We start from the raw sequence: 17,923 nt of genomic DNA, 5'->3' as shown, positions 1-17,923 counted from the left end.
AGAATCAACATCTTTATTTCGACCATTCAGAATTTTGTATAACAATTCGATTTCCGTCGATGTCTTTGTAGGTTTGACCTTTTTCATCCCAGTAAGGATTAAATGATGATACTCTAATAAAACCTGCTAATTTCATTGAATTGCACACATTTTCCCATTGTTCTGTGTTTTCGACATAAAACACCAACAAATTATCAGGGTGTGGTTTTTCCAATAATTGTGAATCATGATGATACGTAAATTCAAGATGATAACAATGATTTTTGTGACCAATCATCCTACCGTCAAAACCATTATGATTATTAAACTCTCCAAGTAGTTCAAAACCCAAACCCTCAATATACATCCGGGTTATTTCACTAAGGTTATTTGTCGGCTTTGCAATTCTGATGATTGATAATTTTGGCAAGATAACTCATAAATATAGATTCAATAAATGGCATTATATCAGCCAAAAAGAATTTAATACCTTCGGTTTTCACAATTGACTCAATCTTTCAGCAACAAAAGATAGACTCAAGATAAATACGCCAACGATAAAAACAAGCATCAACAGTTGTGAGATGAAACTTATCAAATATTTATAGTCTAACTGATAGTTACGAACAAAATATATAGCAGAAATGGATATTAAACTAAACACAATCATGCTTAATGTCACAAATAAAGGAATAGCAAAGAGTATTAGCAATAAAAGTGAACTGCTAATAAAAAATAAAATCTGTTTATTTAGGTAATTCATGTTTCTTTCTCAGTTTTAATGTTAGTGTGTAATTTACGAGTGCTGATTCTCAAAACTTGAGAATGAATTATAAAATAATGTAAAACAAATGAATTTACATATAAATTGAATGGGCTTTTTACTACAATAAGGAGCGAATCAGAAATTAGAATTTTCATGAGAAAACTGTTAAAAATATTTTGGTTTTTTACCAAATTGGGGATTTTTTTCTTTATTTTAGGAATTGCAACACTGTTTGTAACCTACAAAATAATGGAAAAGGATTTGCCATCTGTGGAATCCATCAGAGAGTATAAATTACAGGTTCCTTTGAGAATTCAGTCTAAAGACGGTAAATTGATTGCGGTTTTTGGTTCCAAAAGGCGTTCTCCGATAGCTATTGATAAAATTCCAAAACATTTGATAAATGCTTATATTGCAGGTGAAGACGCTAATTTCTATGATCATTATGGTATTGATCCTAAAGGAATTTTCAGAGCTGTTTGGGAAGTTGTCACTACCGGAGAAAAAAAATCCGGTGGTTCAACCATTACCATGCAACTCACCAGAAATGTTTTTCTATCATTGGAACAGACCTATACCCGAAAACTGAAAGAAATATTTCTAGCAATAAAACTGGAACAAACCATTAGCAAAGATGAAATACTGGAACTTTATCTGAATAAAAACTTCCTCGGGCATCGTTCCTACGGAATTGTTGCTGCAGCAGACACCTATTACGGAAAAACATTAGATGAACTTACATTAGCGGAATGTGCCATGCTGGCAGCTCCTCCAAAAGCGCCGTCGCGGATTAATCCGGTGACCAGTCCGGAAAGGGCATTGTTGCGAAGAAACTATATCTTGCGCCGGATGCTGGAGCTCAATTACATCACTCAAACAGAACATGACCAAGCAGTCGCCGAACCGGATAATGCCAGAATTCATGAGCCTGCAATAGAGCTCAGCGCGCCTTGGATTGCAGAAATGGTGCGTGCAGAAATGCTGGACAAATATGGTGACAGTGCTTATTCCGACGGTTTTGTTGTGACAACTACGGTCGATTCCAAACTCCAGCAAGCTGCTGAAATTGCAGTTCAAAACGGTTTGCAATCTTATGATAAAAGACATGGATTCAGAGGCCCTTTGAAACACTTCGATATTCTTGAAGAAACAAATAATGATATGGAAGTTCATCAAGTTGACAATGTCATATCTCAGGAAAAACTTCAACAAGCCATTGAATACATCGAAAAACTTCCGGATGCTGCAGGCTTACAATCAAGTATAGTCACTTTTGTTGAGGAACAATCAGCCATCGTCCGATTGATTGATGGTCAGGATGCAGTTATTAGTTTTGAAACATCAAACTGGGCAGCTCCGTATATTGATAATGAACGTGTCGGTAATCGACCCAAAACCATGCATGATATTGTAAAAATTGGTGATGTCATTATGGTCAAGCGCGATAACTTAGGTCAATTTGTACTGACGCAAATTCCAAGAGTGCAAGGAGCTTTAATTTCATTAAATCCCGATAATGGTGCTGTTAATTCCTTGATTGGTGGTTTTGCATACAACTTAAGCAAATTCAATCGAGTCACTCAGGCAAAAAGACAACCGGGTTCGGGTTTCAAACCCATTCTCTACTCAGGAGCAATTGAGGCTGGATTGACTGCTTCTACTCTTATCAACGATGCTCCAATCGTTTTTGATGACAGCAAACTGGAAAAAGCATGGAGACCGCAAAATTATAGTGAAAAATTCTTTGGACCAACCCGTTTAAGAGAAGGAATTGTTCACTCCAGAAATTTGGTCTCAATTCGAGTTCTCGATCGAATTGGTATCAATACCGGCAGAAACCACATGCTTAAATTTGGTTTTGAACCGGAAGCTATTCCCAGAGACTTATCAATTTCTCTGGGCAGTCCAAACATTCCACCAATTGATATGGCAAGAGCATTTTCGGTGTTTGCCAACGGTGGTTACTTAATTGATCCTTACCTGATTGAAACTATTACCAATCAAGAAGGTGAGGTACTGTATCAACATGAAAAAGTAGTGCTTTGTGACGATTGCGAAGGAAAACTCAAACAGCAACAGATTGCTGAAACAATAGCAGAAAACACTGATAATATTGTTATTCAATCTGAATCTCAAACAACACAGTCAGGTTCTGAATCGGAGGAAGATATTCTTGAAGAACATATCATTTACCCTCCTCGTGTGATTTCTGCTGCCAATCAGTTCATTATCGAATCATTCATGAAAGATGTCATCAATCGTGGTACAGGCGCTAAAGCAAAAGCCTTGGGTCGAAATGATTTGGCAGGCAAAACTGGAACAGCCAATGAGCAACGTGATGCCTGGTTTAATGGATATCAACGCATTAACGTGACCAACGTCTGGGTTGGATTCGATACACCCGAACCAATGGGACGTGGTGAAACCGGTGGACGTGCTGCATTACCAATCTGGATTGAATTTATGCAAACCGCATTGGAACAAGTTCCGGAATATAACAGGCCGGTTCCCGCTGGAATTATCCGCAGTAAAATCAATCCAAAAACAGGTAAATTAGCAAGCAGAAATAATCCGAATACATTACCGGAGTATTTTATTGCAGGAAATTTACCTGAAGAAGAATCTGAGGAAATACAAGCCACTGATATTGAAACAGAAGCCGAATTACTGGATGATTTATTCTAAAAAAATCATACTGGCTTCATCCTCAAAATACCGAAAACAGCTTCTTGAGCGGTTAGATATTCAATTTGATTGTGTTTCACCAAATATTGATGAAAATACAGACCCCAATATTTCGCCAAAGAAAAACGCTGTCGAATTGTCGATCAAAAAAGCTAAGGAAGTTGCTAAAACCAATCCGGATTCGATAATTATTGCCAGTGACCAAATTTGTAGTCTGAATGGTAAAATTCTCGGAAAACCCGGTAATTTTGATAACGCATTTAAACAACTCAAGGACTCTTCAGGTCAAAAAGTAAAGTTTTATACCGGTTTATGTGTTTTACATCAAGAATCTGAAAAAATGATGACTCACTGCGACACAACAACAGTTTATTTTCGCGAATTAGCAGACCAACAAATTACGCAATACTTACACAAAGACAAACCCTACGACTGTGCCGGCAGTTTCAAAGCCGAATCTCTGGGAATCTGCCTGTTCAAAAAAATTAAAAACACAGATCCTACTGCACTTATTGGCTTGCCTTTGATTAAGCTCTGTCAAATTCTAAACAGCAATTTCGCTAATTGAATACGCCAGCATTAGTTGTGCGATATAATAAATTGGCAATCCTATAATTCGATTGATGCTTTCTGCTTTAACAAAACGATTGCGAGCGACAAATAAGTCTGAAATTGCAAATAAAGTCGCTCCGGAAACAATCCAGTAATTGATTTCTCCACCACTCCAAGCGAACAATAGCATCGCTCCAATAGCCAGCAAGTACATTGGAACGGCTATTTTGAAAACTCCTGCCAAATGATTTTTCAGCCATATCAATACCAAAATTAAAAATGCAACTAGAATTGGCGATATCAAAGCTAATCGACTTGATGTAAAACCAGTTCGATAAAATGCTATTGCATAAAATACATGAGCCAGCAAAAAAGCACCAATTCCTAAAAGAAACCACAACTTTTTGCCCTTTAGACCCAATAGCACGTCTCCAAATAAGGAAAAAATCAAACCTATAAACAACCATTTTCCATAGTCGGAATTAAATGCTGCAAGATACAATGCCAAGCCAACAAATGCCAAACTGGCGATGAATTTGAACATTAACATTAAATTAGCTTGGTTATTGACTTCACTTCTAATTGAAATTCCGCATGCAAGCAGACACAAAACCGGAAAAATATATATAGCCATAGAGTTTTATTGAATTGGAACTGGAAGAATTATAATTCAATTACCATTACAAAATGTGCTGCACTACGATTTTAATCAATTTTTAGTCACAGAATCATGTACATTCCTTTTTTTCAAAAAACACCATCTATTTTTATGCGAATAGCCTTAATTGTTACTAATCACCAAACTAAATCAGGTATAATACGGCACTCTTTTTTAATGGCTTGATTACAAGATTAGTACATTGACATCCTGGATTAAATCACAACAAAAATCTTCTCCTTTTTTTGGCACCAATTCCAGTTGGCTGGAATCGTTTTATGATGATTATCTGGTCGACAGAAATAGTGTTTCTGATGAATTGCGGGCTTTATTTGATGAAATAACAGACAATTCAGCACAAGACGTTCGACATCTGCCGATTATTGAGAAATTTGAAGCAGCGGCTCAATATCCGTCTTATGCTGAACCAGCAGGCAGCTCAGCGGAAATGATGAAAAAAGAAGCTGCTGTATTACGTCTGATCAACTCTTACCGAGTGACCGGTCATAAACAAGCTGATGTTGATCCAATAAAATATCGCCCTCGTCCGGATGCAATGGATTTGAATATCAACTTTCACGGTCTGACAGAAAGTGATTTGGAAACAACATTTTCGACAGGCTCACTGGTGGCTCCGGATCGGATGAAGCTGAAAGATATTATCGAACTTCTGAAAAAAACATACACTCATCATATCGGTTGTGAATACATGCACATCACCGATATTAATCAAAGAATTTGGTTGCAACAAAGGCTGGAAACTGTTGCTGATAAATATCCGGTTTCTGAACCACAGAAGCACAGACTTTTGGAAGAACTGACCAAAGCCGAAGGCATGGAGCGTTATTTGCATAGCAAATATGTTGGGCAGAAAAGATTTTCGTTAGAAGGCGGTGATGCATTAATTCCTCAACTTTATGAATTGATTTTACACTTAGGCACACAAGGAATTAAGGAAGTTGTCATCGGTATGGCTCATCGTGGTCGCTTGAATGTATTGGTCAACTTGCTTGGAAAATCTGCAAGCGAATTATTTAAGGAATTTGAAGGCAAGTCCGATAAAGAGTACGATCACATCAATTCCGGTGATGTAAAGTATCACATGGGGTTTTCTTCAGATATACCAACACCAAACGGTGATGTTCATGTGGCATTAGCATTCAATCCATCACATCTGGAAATTATCAATCCGGTTGTTTTAGGTTCTGCCAAAGCACGACAATTCAGGCGGGATAATGATTCGCATGGCGAGCATGTTTTCCCTGTTTTGATCCATGGTGATGCAGCTATCGAAGGTCAAGGTGTCAACATGGAATTGTTCAACATGTCTCAGGAAGAAGGCTATTTTGTTGGTGGAACGCTACATATTGTTATCAACAACCAAATTGGTTTCACAACCACACACGCTTTGGATCAAACGATGCCCGGATATTGCACGGAAGTAGCAAAAATGGTTCAGGCACCTATTTTCCATGTGAATGGTGATGACCCCGAAGCTGTTGCTTTTATCACAACTTTGGCTGCTGATTTCCGCAAAGAGTTCCGGAAAGATGTGGTGATTGATTTGGTTTGCTACCGTCGTCATGGTCACAATGAAGCAGATGAGCCTTCAGCCACTCAGCCTCACATGTACAAACTCATAAAGTCTCACCCAACACCTCGTCAAATTTATGCAGATAAATTGATTGCTGAGGAAGTTGTTTATCATGAACACGTTGATATGCTGATTGAGGGTTATCGTGATGCTTTGGATGAGGGTCGTGAAGTTGTTGAGTTGAGCAAAGAGTCTCATAAAGACGAATTACAAGTGGATTGGTCTCCGCATATAGATGGTGATATTAAAGAGAAAGTCGATACCAGTATTTCACAAGAAACTTTTGATTCATTATCGAAAACAATTACAACTCTTCCTGAAAATTTCAAACCCCATAATCGTATTAGCAAAATTTATCAGGACAGAGTTAAAATGATGAATGGCGAGCTCAAAATGGATTGGGGGTTTGCTGAAACAATGGCTTATGCCAGTTTATTGAAAGACGGTTATCAAATTCGTATTGATGGTCAGGATTCCCAACGCGGAACATTCTTCCACAGACATGCGGTGATTCACAATGTCACTCAGGATGAAAACTACACACCACTCAAACAATTGGAAAACGGCAAAGCTCGTATTTCAGTAATCAATTCAGTATTATCTGAAGAAGCTGTGTTGGCTTTTGAATATGGTTACGCAACCAGCGAACCCAATGCTTTGATTATCTGGGAAGCTCAATTCGGTGATTTTGCCAATGGTGCACAAGTGGTGATTGACCAGTTTATCTCATCTGGCGAAGCCAAATGGGGAAGAATGAGTGGTTTGGTGATGTTTTTACCACACGGTTTTGAAGGTCAGGGACCGGAACACTCCTCTGCTCGATTGGAACGCTATTTGCAATTATGTGCAGTGAATAACATGCAAGTCTGTATGCCATCAACACCGGCACAGATGTTCCACATGTTGCGTCGCCAAATGTTGAGAAAAGTTCGTAAGCCGTTGATTGTGATGACACCAAAGAGTTTATTGCGTTACAAAGGCTCAACCTCAACCATTGAACAATTAACAAACGGCGAATTCCAGAATGTCATTCCTGACCGTCGAGTTCAAGATGAAAAAACTGAAAGAGTGATTTTGTGTTCAGGAAAAGTTTATTTCGACATCATCAACGAACTGGAAAGCAACCCGAATGAAAAAGTAGCAGTGATTCGCGTGGAACAACTTTATCCGTTCCCAAGAAAATTACTGATAGAAAATCTGGATAAATACGCTAACTGTAAAGTATTTATCTGGTGTCAGGAAGAACCGATTAACCAAGGTGCATGGTATCAAATCAGACATCACCTGAAATATTGCATAAAAAATCACCAGCATGGAAATAAATTCCTGCATTTTGCCGGCAGACATCAATCACCATCTCCGGCAGTTGGTTCATCCTATGCACACATCAAACAACAAAACCAATTAGTTCACGAAGCCATCAACGGCGAACGTGGCTCAAACATTGACGCGGAGTAACAAATGAGTATTGAAGTTAAAGTTCCTGTATTACCGGAATCTGTAACCGATGCAACAGTAGCAAGCTGGCATAAAAAAGTTGGGGACTTTGTTGCCAGAGATGACAACATGGTTGACTTGGAAACCGATAAAGTTGTGTTGGAAGTCCCGGCACCGGTTGACGGCTATATCAAAGAAATTATCAAACCGGAGGGCGAAACTGTTGGCTCAGATGAAGTCTTAGCTATTTTTGAAGAAGGTGAAGCACCGACAGCAACAGAGGAAAAAACTGAAGCTCCTCAAACTCTGGCAAAACCGGCAACACCTCCTCCGGCTGCTGCTCCTGCACCACAATCAACAAATACCACAGGTGCAAGTCCATCAGCTCGAAAAATCATGGCAGAAAATGACATTGATGCTTCGCAAGTGAAAGGAACAGGTCGTGGTGGTCGTATCACCAAACCGGATGCTGTTGCTGTAGCCAACACTCCAACGGAAGAAAGAGTTCCAATGAGTCGTTTGCGCCAGAAAATTGCTCAACGCATGGTCGATGCTCAGTCCACAGCAGCAATGCTGACTTCTTTTAATGAAGTCGATTTACAAGCAGTGATGGATATTCGTTCCAAATACAAAGAAGAATTTATCGCCAAACACGGTGTTAAGTTGGGCTTAATGTCATTCTTTGTCAAAGCAGTGACAGAATCATTGAAGAAATTCCCAATCATCAATGCCTCAACTGAAGGTACGGACATCATTTACCACAAAATGCACAACATCGGAATTGCTGTTGCTTCTCCAAGAGGACTTGTTGTTCCTGTTTTGAAAAATGCCGCATCCATGTCCCTGGCTGATATTGACGGCGGAATTCGCGATTTTGCTATTGCTGCCAAAGATGGTAAGTTAGCAATGGAAGACCTTCAAGGAGGAACATTCACAATCACTAATGGCGGAACTTTTGGATCATTGATGTCTACACCGATTCTCAACACTCCGCAAAGTGCAATCTTAGGTATGCACACAATTAAACAACGTCCTGTTGTTGTTGATGGTGAAATTGTTGCTCGTCCGATGATGTATCTAGCATTGACTTATGATCACCGAATTATTGACGGCAAAGATGCGGTTCAATTCCTGGTTGCTGTTAAAGAAGCTCTGGAAGATCCGGCGCGTATGTTACTCAATCTGTAAGTTAAAAGGAGAAGAAAATGTCAGAACAAGAACAATATGATGTCGTAGTTATTGGTGGTGGTCCCGGCGGATATGTGGCTGCTATTCGAGCTGCTCAATTAGGAATGAGTACGTTATGTGTCGATAACAACATCGGAAAAGACGGAAAACCGGCTTTGGGCGGAACTTGTCTCAATGTAGGCTGTATTCCCTCAAAAGCCTTATTGGATTCCAGTAAAAACTTCGCACACATGCAACATGACTACAAAAATCACGGAATCACTTTTGAAAATGCTCAAATAGATGTCAAAACCATGATTGACCGCAAAGACAAAATCGTTAAGCAATTCACCGGTGGTATTGCCGGATTGTTTAAGGCGAATAAAGTCCAAGCGGTTCACGCCACAGGTACAATCCTTGCGGACAATCAAGTCAAACTCACTCAAGGCGATAAAGTCAAAACAGTCTCTGCAAAAAATATCATTATTGCCAGCGGTTCAAAACCCTTTTCTATCCCTAATGTTGATGTCGATAATCAATTTATTGTCGATAACGAAGGTGCATTGAATATCGAAGAAACCCCAAAAAGACTGGGAATCATCGGTGCCGGTGTAATTGGTCTGGAAATGGCAAGTGTATGGGGCAGACTCGGTTCAGAAATCGTTATTTTTGAAGCCATGGATAAACTGCTGGGTGCAGCCGACCAAGCCATTGCTAAAGTTGCAGCCAGAGAATTCAAAAAACAAAAAATGGACATTCGTCTCAGCACATTTGTAAAATCTGCTGAAGTCAAAAACAACCAAGTTGAAGTGGTTTACGAAAAAAATGGTGAAAAACACACCGAAACATTCGATAAACTTCTGGTCGCTGTTGGCAGAAAAGCCAATACTGAGAACCTGCTTGCTCAAGGCTGTGGAGTTGAACTCACCGATCGCGGACAAATTCAGGTCAATGATTTAAGCCAAACGACTGCTGCAAACATCTGGGCGATCGGTGATGCGGTTCGTGGACCTATGCTGGCTCACAAAGCCTCTGAGGAAGGTATTGCCGTTGCCGAACGCATTGCCGGACAACACGGACACATTGACTTCAATACGGTTCCCTGGGTGATTTACACCGAACCGGAAATCGCCTGGGTTGGTAAAACTGAAGAACAACTCAAAGAAGAAGGCGTCCAATACAATGTCGGAACTTTCCCTTTCGCAGCCATCGGTCGTGCTGTAGCCATGAACCAACCTGAAGGAATGGTCAAACTGATTGCTGATAAAGAAACCGATACCCTACTCGGTGCTCATATCGTTGGTGCTAATGCCTCCGAACTGATTGCAGAATGTGTTGTCACCATGGAATTCCAGGGCTGTGCTGAAGATCTGGCAAGAATCATCCATGCTCACCCAACACTCTCCGAAGCCGTCCACGAAGCCGCTCTCAGTGTTGATAAAAGAGCGATTCATAAGATGAATTGATGAACAAATCCCCTCTCGAGAGGAGATTCAAAACTCAAATCGTCCCCTCTTGAGAGGGGATTCAGGGGTGTGTTAAAAGGGTCTGACACCAGCGGTCTGACCCTTTTTAAATCTAAAACCTCGCACAGCGACACTGCGACCACAGCGAAAAAACTGTCATTCTGAGCGAGTGAAACGAGCCGAAGAATCTCAGATTTAAAAACTAATATCATTACCCAACTTGATTGGGTAATCAAGAAAACTCGACTAATTCTAAAATCTACTTTGGTACGATTTCTTCAAAACCGTTTTGGAAGATGAGGTCATCAATTTCTTCAAAACTATTAGTAAATATTAAATCGTCACCCACATAATAGACATAGGCAGAACCCGAACCTGTTCCATACTCATTAGATAATGGCACACCTATTACCAATCGATCCTGAGATAAACTGATCCCTCCCCCCCCATGCACACCGGGAATTGCGAATAAAGATTCATACTCAGTTGATAATGTACGAGTTTGAAGCCAATCGTTTCCAACTCTGTCAAAAACATATGCTAAACCCAAATAGGTATAGTCTTCATCGGTATAAGTAAATGCTCCAATTACAGCTCTTCCTTCATTTAAACTTACTGTATAACCGAAATCTAGACTTAATATCCCACCATCTTCCATTGCTGTTAATTTTTGAGTTTCACTCCAATTATTTCCATCATAATCAAATATATATGCCGATCCCGAGATACCAGGTCTAATATCATTAAAAGCCCCTATTAGAATTCTATCAGCATTCTGATACAGATTTCCAAAATTGCTTCCGTCATCTGATTGTTAATATTTAGGATTGACCCTGATTCGCTACAAAATCATCATCATAAGCTGAACCGGAAGACGAACCATCATATCATCTTGACTAACCGATCCAAATGAATCGCCTGAAACAATATCGAATCCAATAAGTTTTTGTTCCTGAGTCCAATTATTGGTATCAAAACTAAAAACATAAACTGACCCAGAATATGATCCATTATAATTATCTGCAGGATTTCCAACTAATGCCCAATTTTCTGATAAGCTTACTGCATCTCCAAATTGATCACTTGATTCTCCATCAGATGCTCTTAATTGATGAATTTGATTCCAATGATTTCCATCAAAATTATATAAATAAGCTGCACCTCTACCTTGACCGTTGCTTGTATCTTTTGGAGCACCTATCAAGGCCCAATCATTCAATATGCTAACAGAATATCCAAAATCAGAAAAAATACTATTAACTTCAAGCTTTTTGCAAGACTCCATCTGGCCCATCATATTCAAAAATGTAAGCAGAACCTCCACTATCATCATCAGAATATGCACCAATTAAAGCTCTATTTCCTGATAAACTTACAGAATTACCAAAAATCATATGCAACCTCCTTTAGCAGTTAACTTTTGAGTATTTAACCATTGATTATCTATCATACATCAAAACATAAGCAGAGCCATATGACTCATCATTGTAATCAGCTCCAATTATTGCTTTTCCAGATAAACTAACTGAATAACCGAAATAATCATATGGGTCTAAATTATTTGCAATAAAATTTTTACTTTCAATCCAATATTCTGTTCATTCTAAATACATAAACTGATCCACTTACTAGGATTGTTATCTCCATATGCTCCAATTAGTGCTTTTGTGAGATTAATGATACTGAAATACCAAAATGAGTCACCAAATGCACCATCACTTGCCATTAACTTTTTGAAGACTGTAACCATTCCTCCCATCACTAATTCAAAAATATATGCAGAACCAGATCTAATACCAGATTTATTTTCATCCAATTGCTCCAATCAATATATGATTCCCATTAATACTAACTGAAGAACCAAACCTCGCATATCACCATCATTGCTGTTAATTTATTATTGTCTATCCAGACTTTTCCATCATAGTCAAAAACGTAAACAGAACCTGAATCTATATCATTCAAATTAGGCTTTGTTAGCACTATTATGTATCATTAGACAAACTTACAGATGACCAAACCAATCATTTGCAGAACTATCAGAATTATTAATTTCTGACTTTGTATCCAGTTATTACTCACATACTCGAAGATATAAGCTGAACCAGAAGAATATCCATTATCATCATCATAAGGAGTTCCAATAAGATATGATTTCCTAATATACTTAATGAAATACCAAAATTATCATCAGCTTCCTCCATCCGAACTAATTAGTTTATAACTTTGATTCCAATTTTTCCATCAAAATCAAATATATAAGCTGATCCATAAGGATGTCCAATATGTTTAGAACAAGATCCAACTAAAGCATGATTACCTGATAAACTAACAGAACACCCAAATTGATATCTCAACAAACCATCTGAAGGTTGTAAAATAGCCGTCTGATGCCAACTTGAGCCATTAAAATCATATACAAAAACAGCACCCATATCACTAATAATTCCAGTAGCTCCTACTAATGCTCTTTCACCATCTAATGCAACAGAATAGCCAAATCTATCGGAAGTTCCCCCAATCCCCTCGGGAGTTGGCAACAACTTCGCTTCCTGCACAGCCGATTTCAAAGACGACCATTGTTTATCATCAACTCCGGCAGGTCTTTGTTTGTCGAAATCATTGGCAAGTGCCAAGAATGATACAAATATTAATGCTAATATTATGAATGGTTTTATTTTATGACGATTAAACATATTCTCTCTCGGTCAAATTTCATTTTAGATTACCCGGCCAAGCCGGGTAATGACGTATTAAAAACTTACATTTTATTCAAAAAATCAAACAATTTCGATGGCAACAGCTGTCGCTTCGCCACCACCGATGCATAGGCTGGCAATACCGCGTTTGAGACCCTTTTGTTTCAGAGCATAAAGTAATGTCACGAGTATTCGGTTGCCACTAGCGCCGATGGGATGTCCTAAGGCACAAGCTCCACCATGAACATTGACTTTTTCATGAGGAATATTTAATTCTTTCATAGCAGCCATTGTTACCACGGCGAATGCTTCATTAATTTCAAATAAATCAACATCTTCCACAGTCCAATTCAACTTATCCATCAGCTTTTTAATGGCTAAAACCGGTGCGGTTGTGAACCATTCCGGTTCTTGGGCGTAAGTGGAATGCCCAACGATTTTCGCCAACGGTTGCAGATTGTTTTTTTCGACAACTTCATCAGATGCCAGAATCATCATAGATGCTCCATCAGATATTTTTGAAGCATTGGCTGCTGTGACTGTGCCATTTTCACGGCGGAAAGCCGGACGAAGTGTTGGAATTTTATCCAGATTGCAACGCGGTGGTTCTTCGTCTTTGTTTACAATAATATCGCCTTTGCGGTCTTTCACCACCACTTCGGCAATTTCTTCATCAAAAGCTCCTGATTGCATTGCTGCCATTGAGCGTTTCACCGATTCCGCTGAGAAAGCATCTTGTTCTTCACGGCTAAAAGTGTACTTGTCGGCACAGGTTTCGGCAAAAACACCCATCATGTTGTTGTCATAAGGATTTTGCAAACCGTCATAAAACATGTGATCCAGAGTTTGCACATGACCCATACGATAACCACTACGTGCATTGGGTAGCAGATAAGGAGCTAATGTCATGGATTCAATACCACCTGCGATTGCTGTATCAACTGAGCCAGCTTTAATGATATCATGAGCCATCATCACCGTTTTCATACCTGAACCACAGACTTTGTTGACCGTAGTACAAGTCACAGATTTATCCAAACCGGCTCCTAAAACCGCTTGTCTGGCAGGCGCTTGACCTAATCCGGCTGGTAAAACACAACCAATCAATGCTTCATCAACCGTATCCAGTCCAGATTGTTCCATAGCGGCTTTAATAGCTACTGAACCTAATTGGGGAGATGGTGTATTTGCAAATTGCCCTTGAAATGAACCGATAGCCGTGCGTTTAGCACCAACGATATAAACATTTTTAGTCATTAGTAATCTCTAGGATATATAAATTCAAACGGGATGAATTATACCTGATTACCGATTTAATAAGTAGTATTTGCAGATTCTCAATCAGCTATTCTGAATTCTCTGATAATAAGAATCAGAAAACTCCTGGAGATTATCTTCCTCAATGGCTTTTCTGATAGCTTTCATAAAATCCTGATAAAAGAATAAGTTATGAATCGTATTTAAATGTGATCCTAATATTTCTTTGCATTTATCCAAATGACGAAGATAGGATTTTGAATAATTTTGACAGGTGTAACATCCACAATTTTCATCCAGTGGCTTCGTGTCAAATTGATATTTTTGATTGCGGATTTTTACCACGCCATTCCAGGTAAAAAGATGTCCGTTACGAGCATTACGAGTTGGCATGACACAGTCAAACATATCAACACCGAGTTTGACCGCTTCCAGAATATCTTCGGGCTTGCCGACGCCCATCAGATATCTGGGTTTGTCTTCAGGCAATAATGGAGTGGTTGCTTTCAAAACTTTTTCGCGTAAATCTTTCGGTTCTCCAACTGATAATCCTCCAATGGCAAAGCCATGAAAGTCTATTTCTCTTAAACCTTTGGCAGATTCTTCACGAAGATGAGGATACATTCCGCCTTGAACAATTCCAAATAATGCATTCGGATTTCTGTTTTGATCAAAAGCATCTTTCGAGCGTTTTGCCCAACGAAGTGATAATCTCATGGACTCAGCAGCTGTTTTTTCATCCGCTGGGTAAGGTGTACACTCATCAAAAATCATGACAATATCAGAGCCCAATTTAGTCTGGACTTGCATAGATTCCTCGGGTCCCATAAACACTCTGGAACCATCAACCGGCGAAGCAAAAGTTACGCCTTCTTCGGTAATTTTGCGTCGTTTTGCCAGCGAAAATACCTGAAAACCACCTGAATCGGTCAAAATTGGTTTATCCCAATTCATAAAATCATGCAAATCTCCGTGTGCTTCAATCACATCGGTTCCGGGTCTGAGCATGAGATGAAAAGTGTTACCGAGAATGATTTCCGCGCCAATGGCTTTCACATCATCCGGTGTCATGCCTTTAACAGTTCCATAGGTTCCAACCGGCATGAAGCACGGAGTTTGTACACTGCCACGCTCAAAGTCTAACTGCCCTCTTCTAGCTTTATTGATTGTCTGATCTGTTTTTTTGAGTGTAAATTTCAAATTGATTTCCTTGAGTTTTATAAAGCTCGATTTAATAAAACCCTGCTAAATTCAGCATTCGACCGCCACCAGGGCGTTTCTCACCAATTCCTTGAAGCAGGTATTCAATTTCATATTCTCCCGGCATCGGAATCAATGTCAGTTTAACTTCCCAACGGTGGTTTTTATGAATATAAACGGCTCCTGAGACATTGATGACATTGGATTTGCTATTAACAACTCCGGCAATGATTGCCGGAGTATCCGTTGAGAAATCTATCTCAATTTCTCCGATATCTTTTTGAATTGGCTTGATAATTTTGAGTTCTTTACTCGTTGCTTTTCCAATGATTTTATGAATTTTTTCATCTCTGATTTCGATGGTCTGAAAATTAAAATCAAAATATCCTGAAATCTCTCCATATTTAACATTCACAAATTTTTCAATCTGCTTCCAGTCCATTGTTCCTCTGAAATCTTTCAATATCTGAGCCGAAGGAGTCTGACTGAGTTTTCCGTGAAAATCATATTGAGGACTTTCAAGGTTAAAATCAACAGTTAATTCATTGTAAGAACTCGGGTAAGTTAACCAAGATAGCGAGCCGAGATTCATACCAATATAATTTACCGATTCGGCTGAACCTTTAACTGCTGAACCACTGATATTTTGAAGTTGAACCGGTCTGAGTTGTTGTGAAATATGCGGATAATAGAGTTTTAAAGGTGTGAATATAATCACCAAAACGAATAAAATTATTAGAATGATAAGGTATTTAATCAGCTTCATATTTTTTCTTCCAATGTGATTCTAACATTACAACGACCATTGGTTTTATCAGTTAAATTGATATCAGCTTCGCTCACATTAATACTATATTGGCTAATCATTGGTTGTAACCACGAAATCAACTCATCAAATGCGACATTTTCAAATGTCAGAATTAAGGTTTGATTATCCTTTGGTTCAGAACGCGAAACATAATCTGATAAACCACTGCTAAGCAATTGTCCATCAACCCAAGAAATAAATGGCTTGCTTAAATCACGAGTTTTTGCTGTATTTATTGTTTTTCTAAGCAATCCTTGCGAGCTTTGCATTTCGGTATATTGATTTTCAAGTTCTGTCAGATGCTTTTCTTTGGATTCGATGGATTGATTGATGGGTTTATAAACAAATGCCCAAAATAAAGCAAGAAAGACGAGAACACTCCCACGAACCAACAATTTGCGTTCACTATCGCTCAGTTTGCTTATTAAATTTGTTATTCCCGACATTACAATCTCTCCATTGTAATCACTGATGAGATTCCATCATTATTGGAGTCTCTCGTTCCTGTTTTCACACGCATATCGAATGAATTCTTTTCTAAATTAGATTGGAAAGCATTGAGTGATGAAATGTCTTGAGATTGAATTTTAACTTCCAGTTTATCTTCTCTTAATCGAATTGAGAGTACATAAACATCTTTATTACCTTGTAAAGCCTTGCCTAAATAACTGAGTGATTTAATAAAAGTATCACCACTGTTATTAGAGTTCGAGTTCTCTGAAATTTTTAATCGGGACAACATCCCAGCATAAGGATTGTTCAATTCCGCAGGTGTGATATCCGGGATTAAATCGGACAGAAGTTCCCTTTGCTTAAATTGGACTTCTTCGGCTTTATTCGACAAAGAGTTCAAGCCTATCACGTTAATTGTAAGCCAGCTTATAATTAGTAAACTACACAGAACTAGAAGTTTTTTAATTGGTGATTTCTGTTTATGTTTTTGAGAGTCAATTGAATACTTTCCTTGAAATAAATTAATATATTCTTTAGAAGTTATTGTCTTCAAAGTCAATTTAGCAATATCAACTTTTCTAATTTCAGGATTTTTAAACTCTATTCCTGGAAGTTCCTTTTCTGTATAAACAATCGTTTTGCCAGCTCCGATTAACTGAAGATAGTTGTTGAGTGTCTTTTGATCATTATTTATTTTCGTTCCTTTATGGTCAAAATTTATGATGAAGTAGTCTTCAAAATTACATACCGTGCAATCTTCATGGCTAGGGCATAAGTAAATCTCTGAATAAAGTTTAGGATTTTTAAACCCATACTCGACAATCTTATTGTAAATTTCAGTTATTATTGAATTTGATACAACTGCTACTTGATGATATTCATCATTGGATTGAAGATAAGCATAATGATTCAATTCAATATCATTTGCTAGCTCTTCTTCAATTAAATTTGGCAAAGATTGACGAATAATTTCTTCATTCTTTGTCGGTATTTTAACTTTGGTGTGATAAACCAATTGAGCCGGTAGAGTAAAAATCAATTGTCTGTTATTACCTGTTGTGATTTCTGACCATGAAGAAATATTCCTCTTCTCGACAGAAAAAGAATCAGAGTTATAATTGATTTGATACTTTGGATTTAATTTTGAATCAATTCCAACAAGAACAAAGTCAGGCATTGCTTTTAAATGATTTTAATAGCGA

Annotated in this window: 16 protein-coding genes; 5 read left to right on the top strand and 11 right to left on the bottom strand. The window is 38.4% G+C overall.

Going from position 1 to position 17,923, the window contains the following annotated elements; genetic code table 11:
• Window positions 1–13 precede the first annotated feature (13 nt).
• A complete protein-coding gene (locus tag R3F25_09995) occupies window positions 14–412 on the bottom strand; it encodes a hypothetical protein (protein MEZ5497136.1) in 399 nt (132 codons plus the stop codon).
• 486 nt (window positions 413–898) lie between these two features.
• On the opposite strand from R3F25_09995, the gene R3F25_09990 reads away from it, so the two are divergent.
• Both R3F25_09990 and R3F25_09985 read left to right on the top strand, forming a co-directional pair.
• Window positions 899–3,430, top strand: a complete 2,532-nt coding sequence (locus tag R3F25_09990) for a penicillin-binding protein 1A (GenBank protein ID MEZ5497135.1) — start codon at window positions 899–901, stop codon at window positions 3,428–3,430.
• The gene (locus tag R3F25_09985) at window positions 3,417–3,998 is read left to right on the top strand and encodes a nucleoside triphosphate pyrophosphatase (protein MEZ5497134.1); all 582 of its coding nucleotides are present in this window, start codon (window positions 3,417–3,419) and stop codon (window positions 3,996–3,998) included. Before R3F25_09990 ends, R3F25_09985 begins: the two co-directional genes overlap by 14 nt.
• On the opposite strand, the gene R3F25_09980 is transcribed toward R3F25_09985, so the two are convergent.
• Window positions 3,975–4,616, bottom strand: coding sequence for a lysoplasmalogenase (locus R3F25_09980; protein ID MEZ5497133.1), 642 nt, complete (start codon window positions 4,614–4,616; stop codon window positions 3,975–3,977). The genes R3F25_09985 and R3F25_09980 overlap by 24 nt on opposite strands.
• A gap of 226 nt (window positions 4,617–4,842) precedes the next feature.
• Between R3F25_09980 and R3F25_09975 the strand changes: the two genes are divergently transcribed.
• The 3 genes from R3F25_09975 to lpdA are packed head-to-tail and all read left to right on the top strand — an operon-like array spanning window position 4,843 to window position 10,304.
• Window positions 4,843–7,692, top strand: a complete 2,850-nt coding sequence (locus R3F25_09975) for a 2-oxoglutarate dehydrogenase E1 component (GenBank protein MEZ5497132.1) — start codon at window positions 4,843–4,845, stop codon at window positions 7,690–7,692.
• Between the two features lie 3 nt (window positions 7,693–7,695).
• Window positions 7,696–8,859: a dihydrolipoyllysine-residue succinyltransferase gene (gene sucB, locus R3F25_09970; GenBank protein MEZ5497131.1), complete on the top strand. Its 1,164-nt coding sequence runs from the start codon at window positions 7,696–7,698 to the stop codon at window positions 8,857–8,859.
• Window positions 8,860–8,876: 17 nt separating this feature from the next.
• A complete protein-coding gene (gene lpdA, locus R3F25_09965) occupies window positions 8,877–10,304 on the top strand; it encodes a dihydrolipoyl dehydrogenase (protein MEZ5497130.1) in 1,428 nt (475 codons plus the stop codon).
• A gap of 259 nt (window positions 10,305–10,563) precedes the next feature.
• Here the strand turns inward: lpdA and R3F25_09960 are convergent, their stop codons facing one another.
• The 9 genes from R3F25_09960 to gspL form a co-directional block, all read right to left on the bottom strand.
• Window positions 10,564–11,013, bottom strand: coding sequence for a hypothetical protein (locus R3F25_09960; GenBank protein MEZ5497129.1), 450 nt, complete (start codon window positions 11,011–11,013; stop codon window positions 10,564–10,566).
• A gap of 132 nt (window positions 11,014–11,145) precedes the next feature.
• Window positions 11,146–11,637 (bottom strand): FG-GAP repeat protein, encoded by a 492-nt coding sequence (locus R3F25_09955; protein MEZ5497128.1) that lies wholly within the window; start codon window positions 11,635–11,637, stop codon window positions 11,146–11,148.
• A 270-nt stretch (window positions 11,638–11,907) separates the two neighbouring features.
• Window positions 11,908–12,120 carry a hypothetical protein gene (locus R3F25_09950; GenBank protein MEZ5497127.1) on the bottom strand — a complete coding sequence of 71 codons (213 nt, stop codon included), beginning with the start codon at window positions 12,118–12,120 and terminating at the stop codon, window positions 11,908–11,910.
• 397 nt (window positions 12,121–12,517) lie between these two features.
• Window positions 12,518–13,000, bottom strand: coding sequence for an FG-GAP repeat protein (locus R3F25_09945; GenBank protein ID MEZ5497126.1), 483 nt, complete (start codon window positions 12,998–13,000; stop codon window positions 12,518–12,520).
• A gap of 84 nt (window positions 13,001–13,084) precedes the next feature.
• A complete protein-coding gene (locus tag R3F25_09940; protein ID MEZ5497125.1) occupies window positions 13,085–14,260 on the bottom strand; it encodes an acetyl-CoA C-acyltransferase in 1,176 nt (391 codons plus the stop codon).
• Window positions 14,261–14,344: 84 nt separating this feature from the next.
• A complete protein-coding gene (gene tgt, locus R3F25_09935; protein ID MEZ5497124.1) occupies window positions 14,345–15,466 on the bottom strand; it encodes a tRNA guanosine(34) transglycosylase Tgt in 1,122 nt (373 codons plus the stop codon).
• 25 nt (window positions 15,467–15,491) lie between these two features.
• Window positions 15,492–16,226 (bottom strand): type II secretion system protein N, encoded by a 735-nt coding sequence (gene gspN / locus R3F25_09930; protein MEZ5497123.1) that lies wholly within the window; start codon window positions 16,224–16,226, stop codon window positions 15,492–15,494.
• The gene (gspM, locus tag R3F25_09925; protein ID MEZ5497122.1) at window positions 16,223–16,714 is read right to left on the bottom strand and encodes a type II secretion system protein GspM; all 492 of its coding nucleotides are present in this window, start codon (window positions 16,712–16,714) and stop codon (window positions 16,223–16,225) included. The genes gspN and gspM overlap by 4 nt, the downstream gene beginning before the upstream one ends.
• On the bottom strand, window positions 16,714–17,898 hold the full coding sequence (gene gspL / locus R3F25_09920; GenBank protein MEZ5497121.1) for a type II secretion system protein GspL: 1,185 nt from the start codon (window positions 17,896–17,898) through the stop codon (window positions 16,714–16,716). The genes gspM and gspL overlap by 1 nt, the downstream gene beginning before the upstream one ends.
• Window positions 17,899–17,923: the final 25 nt, after the last annotated feature.

It is taken from the genome of Gammaproteobacteria bacterium (genome assembly GCA_041395445.1).
Lineage (GTDB): Bacteria > Pseudomonadota > Gammaproteobacteria > Xanthomonadales > Marinicellaceae > NORP309.
Note: the sequence above shows the minus strand (reverse complement) of the source record. Positions and strands in the feature narration are given on the sequence as shown.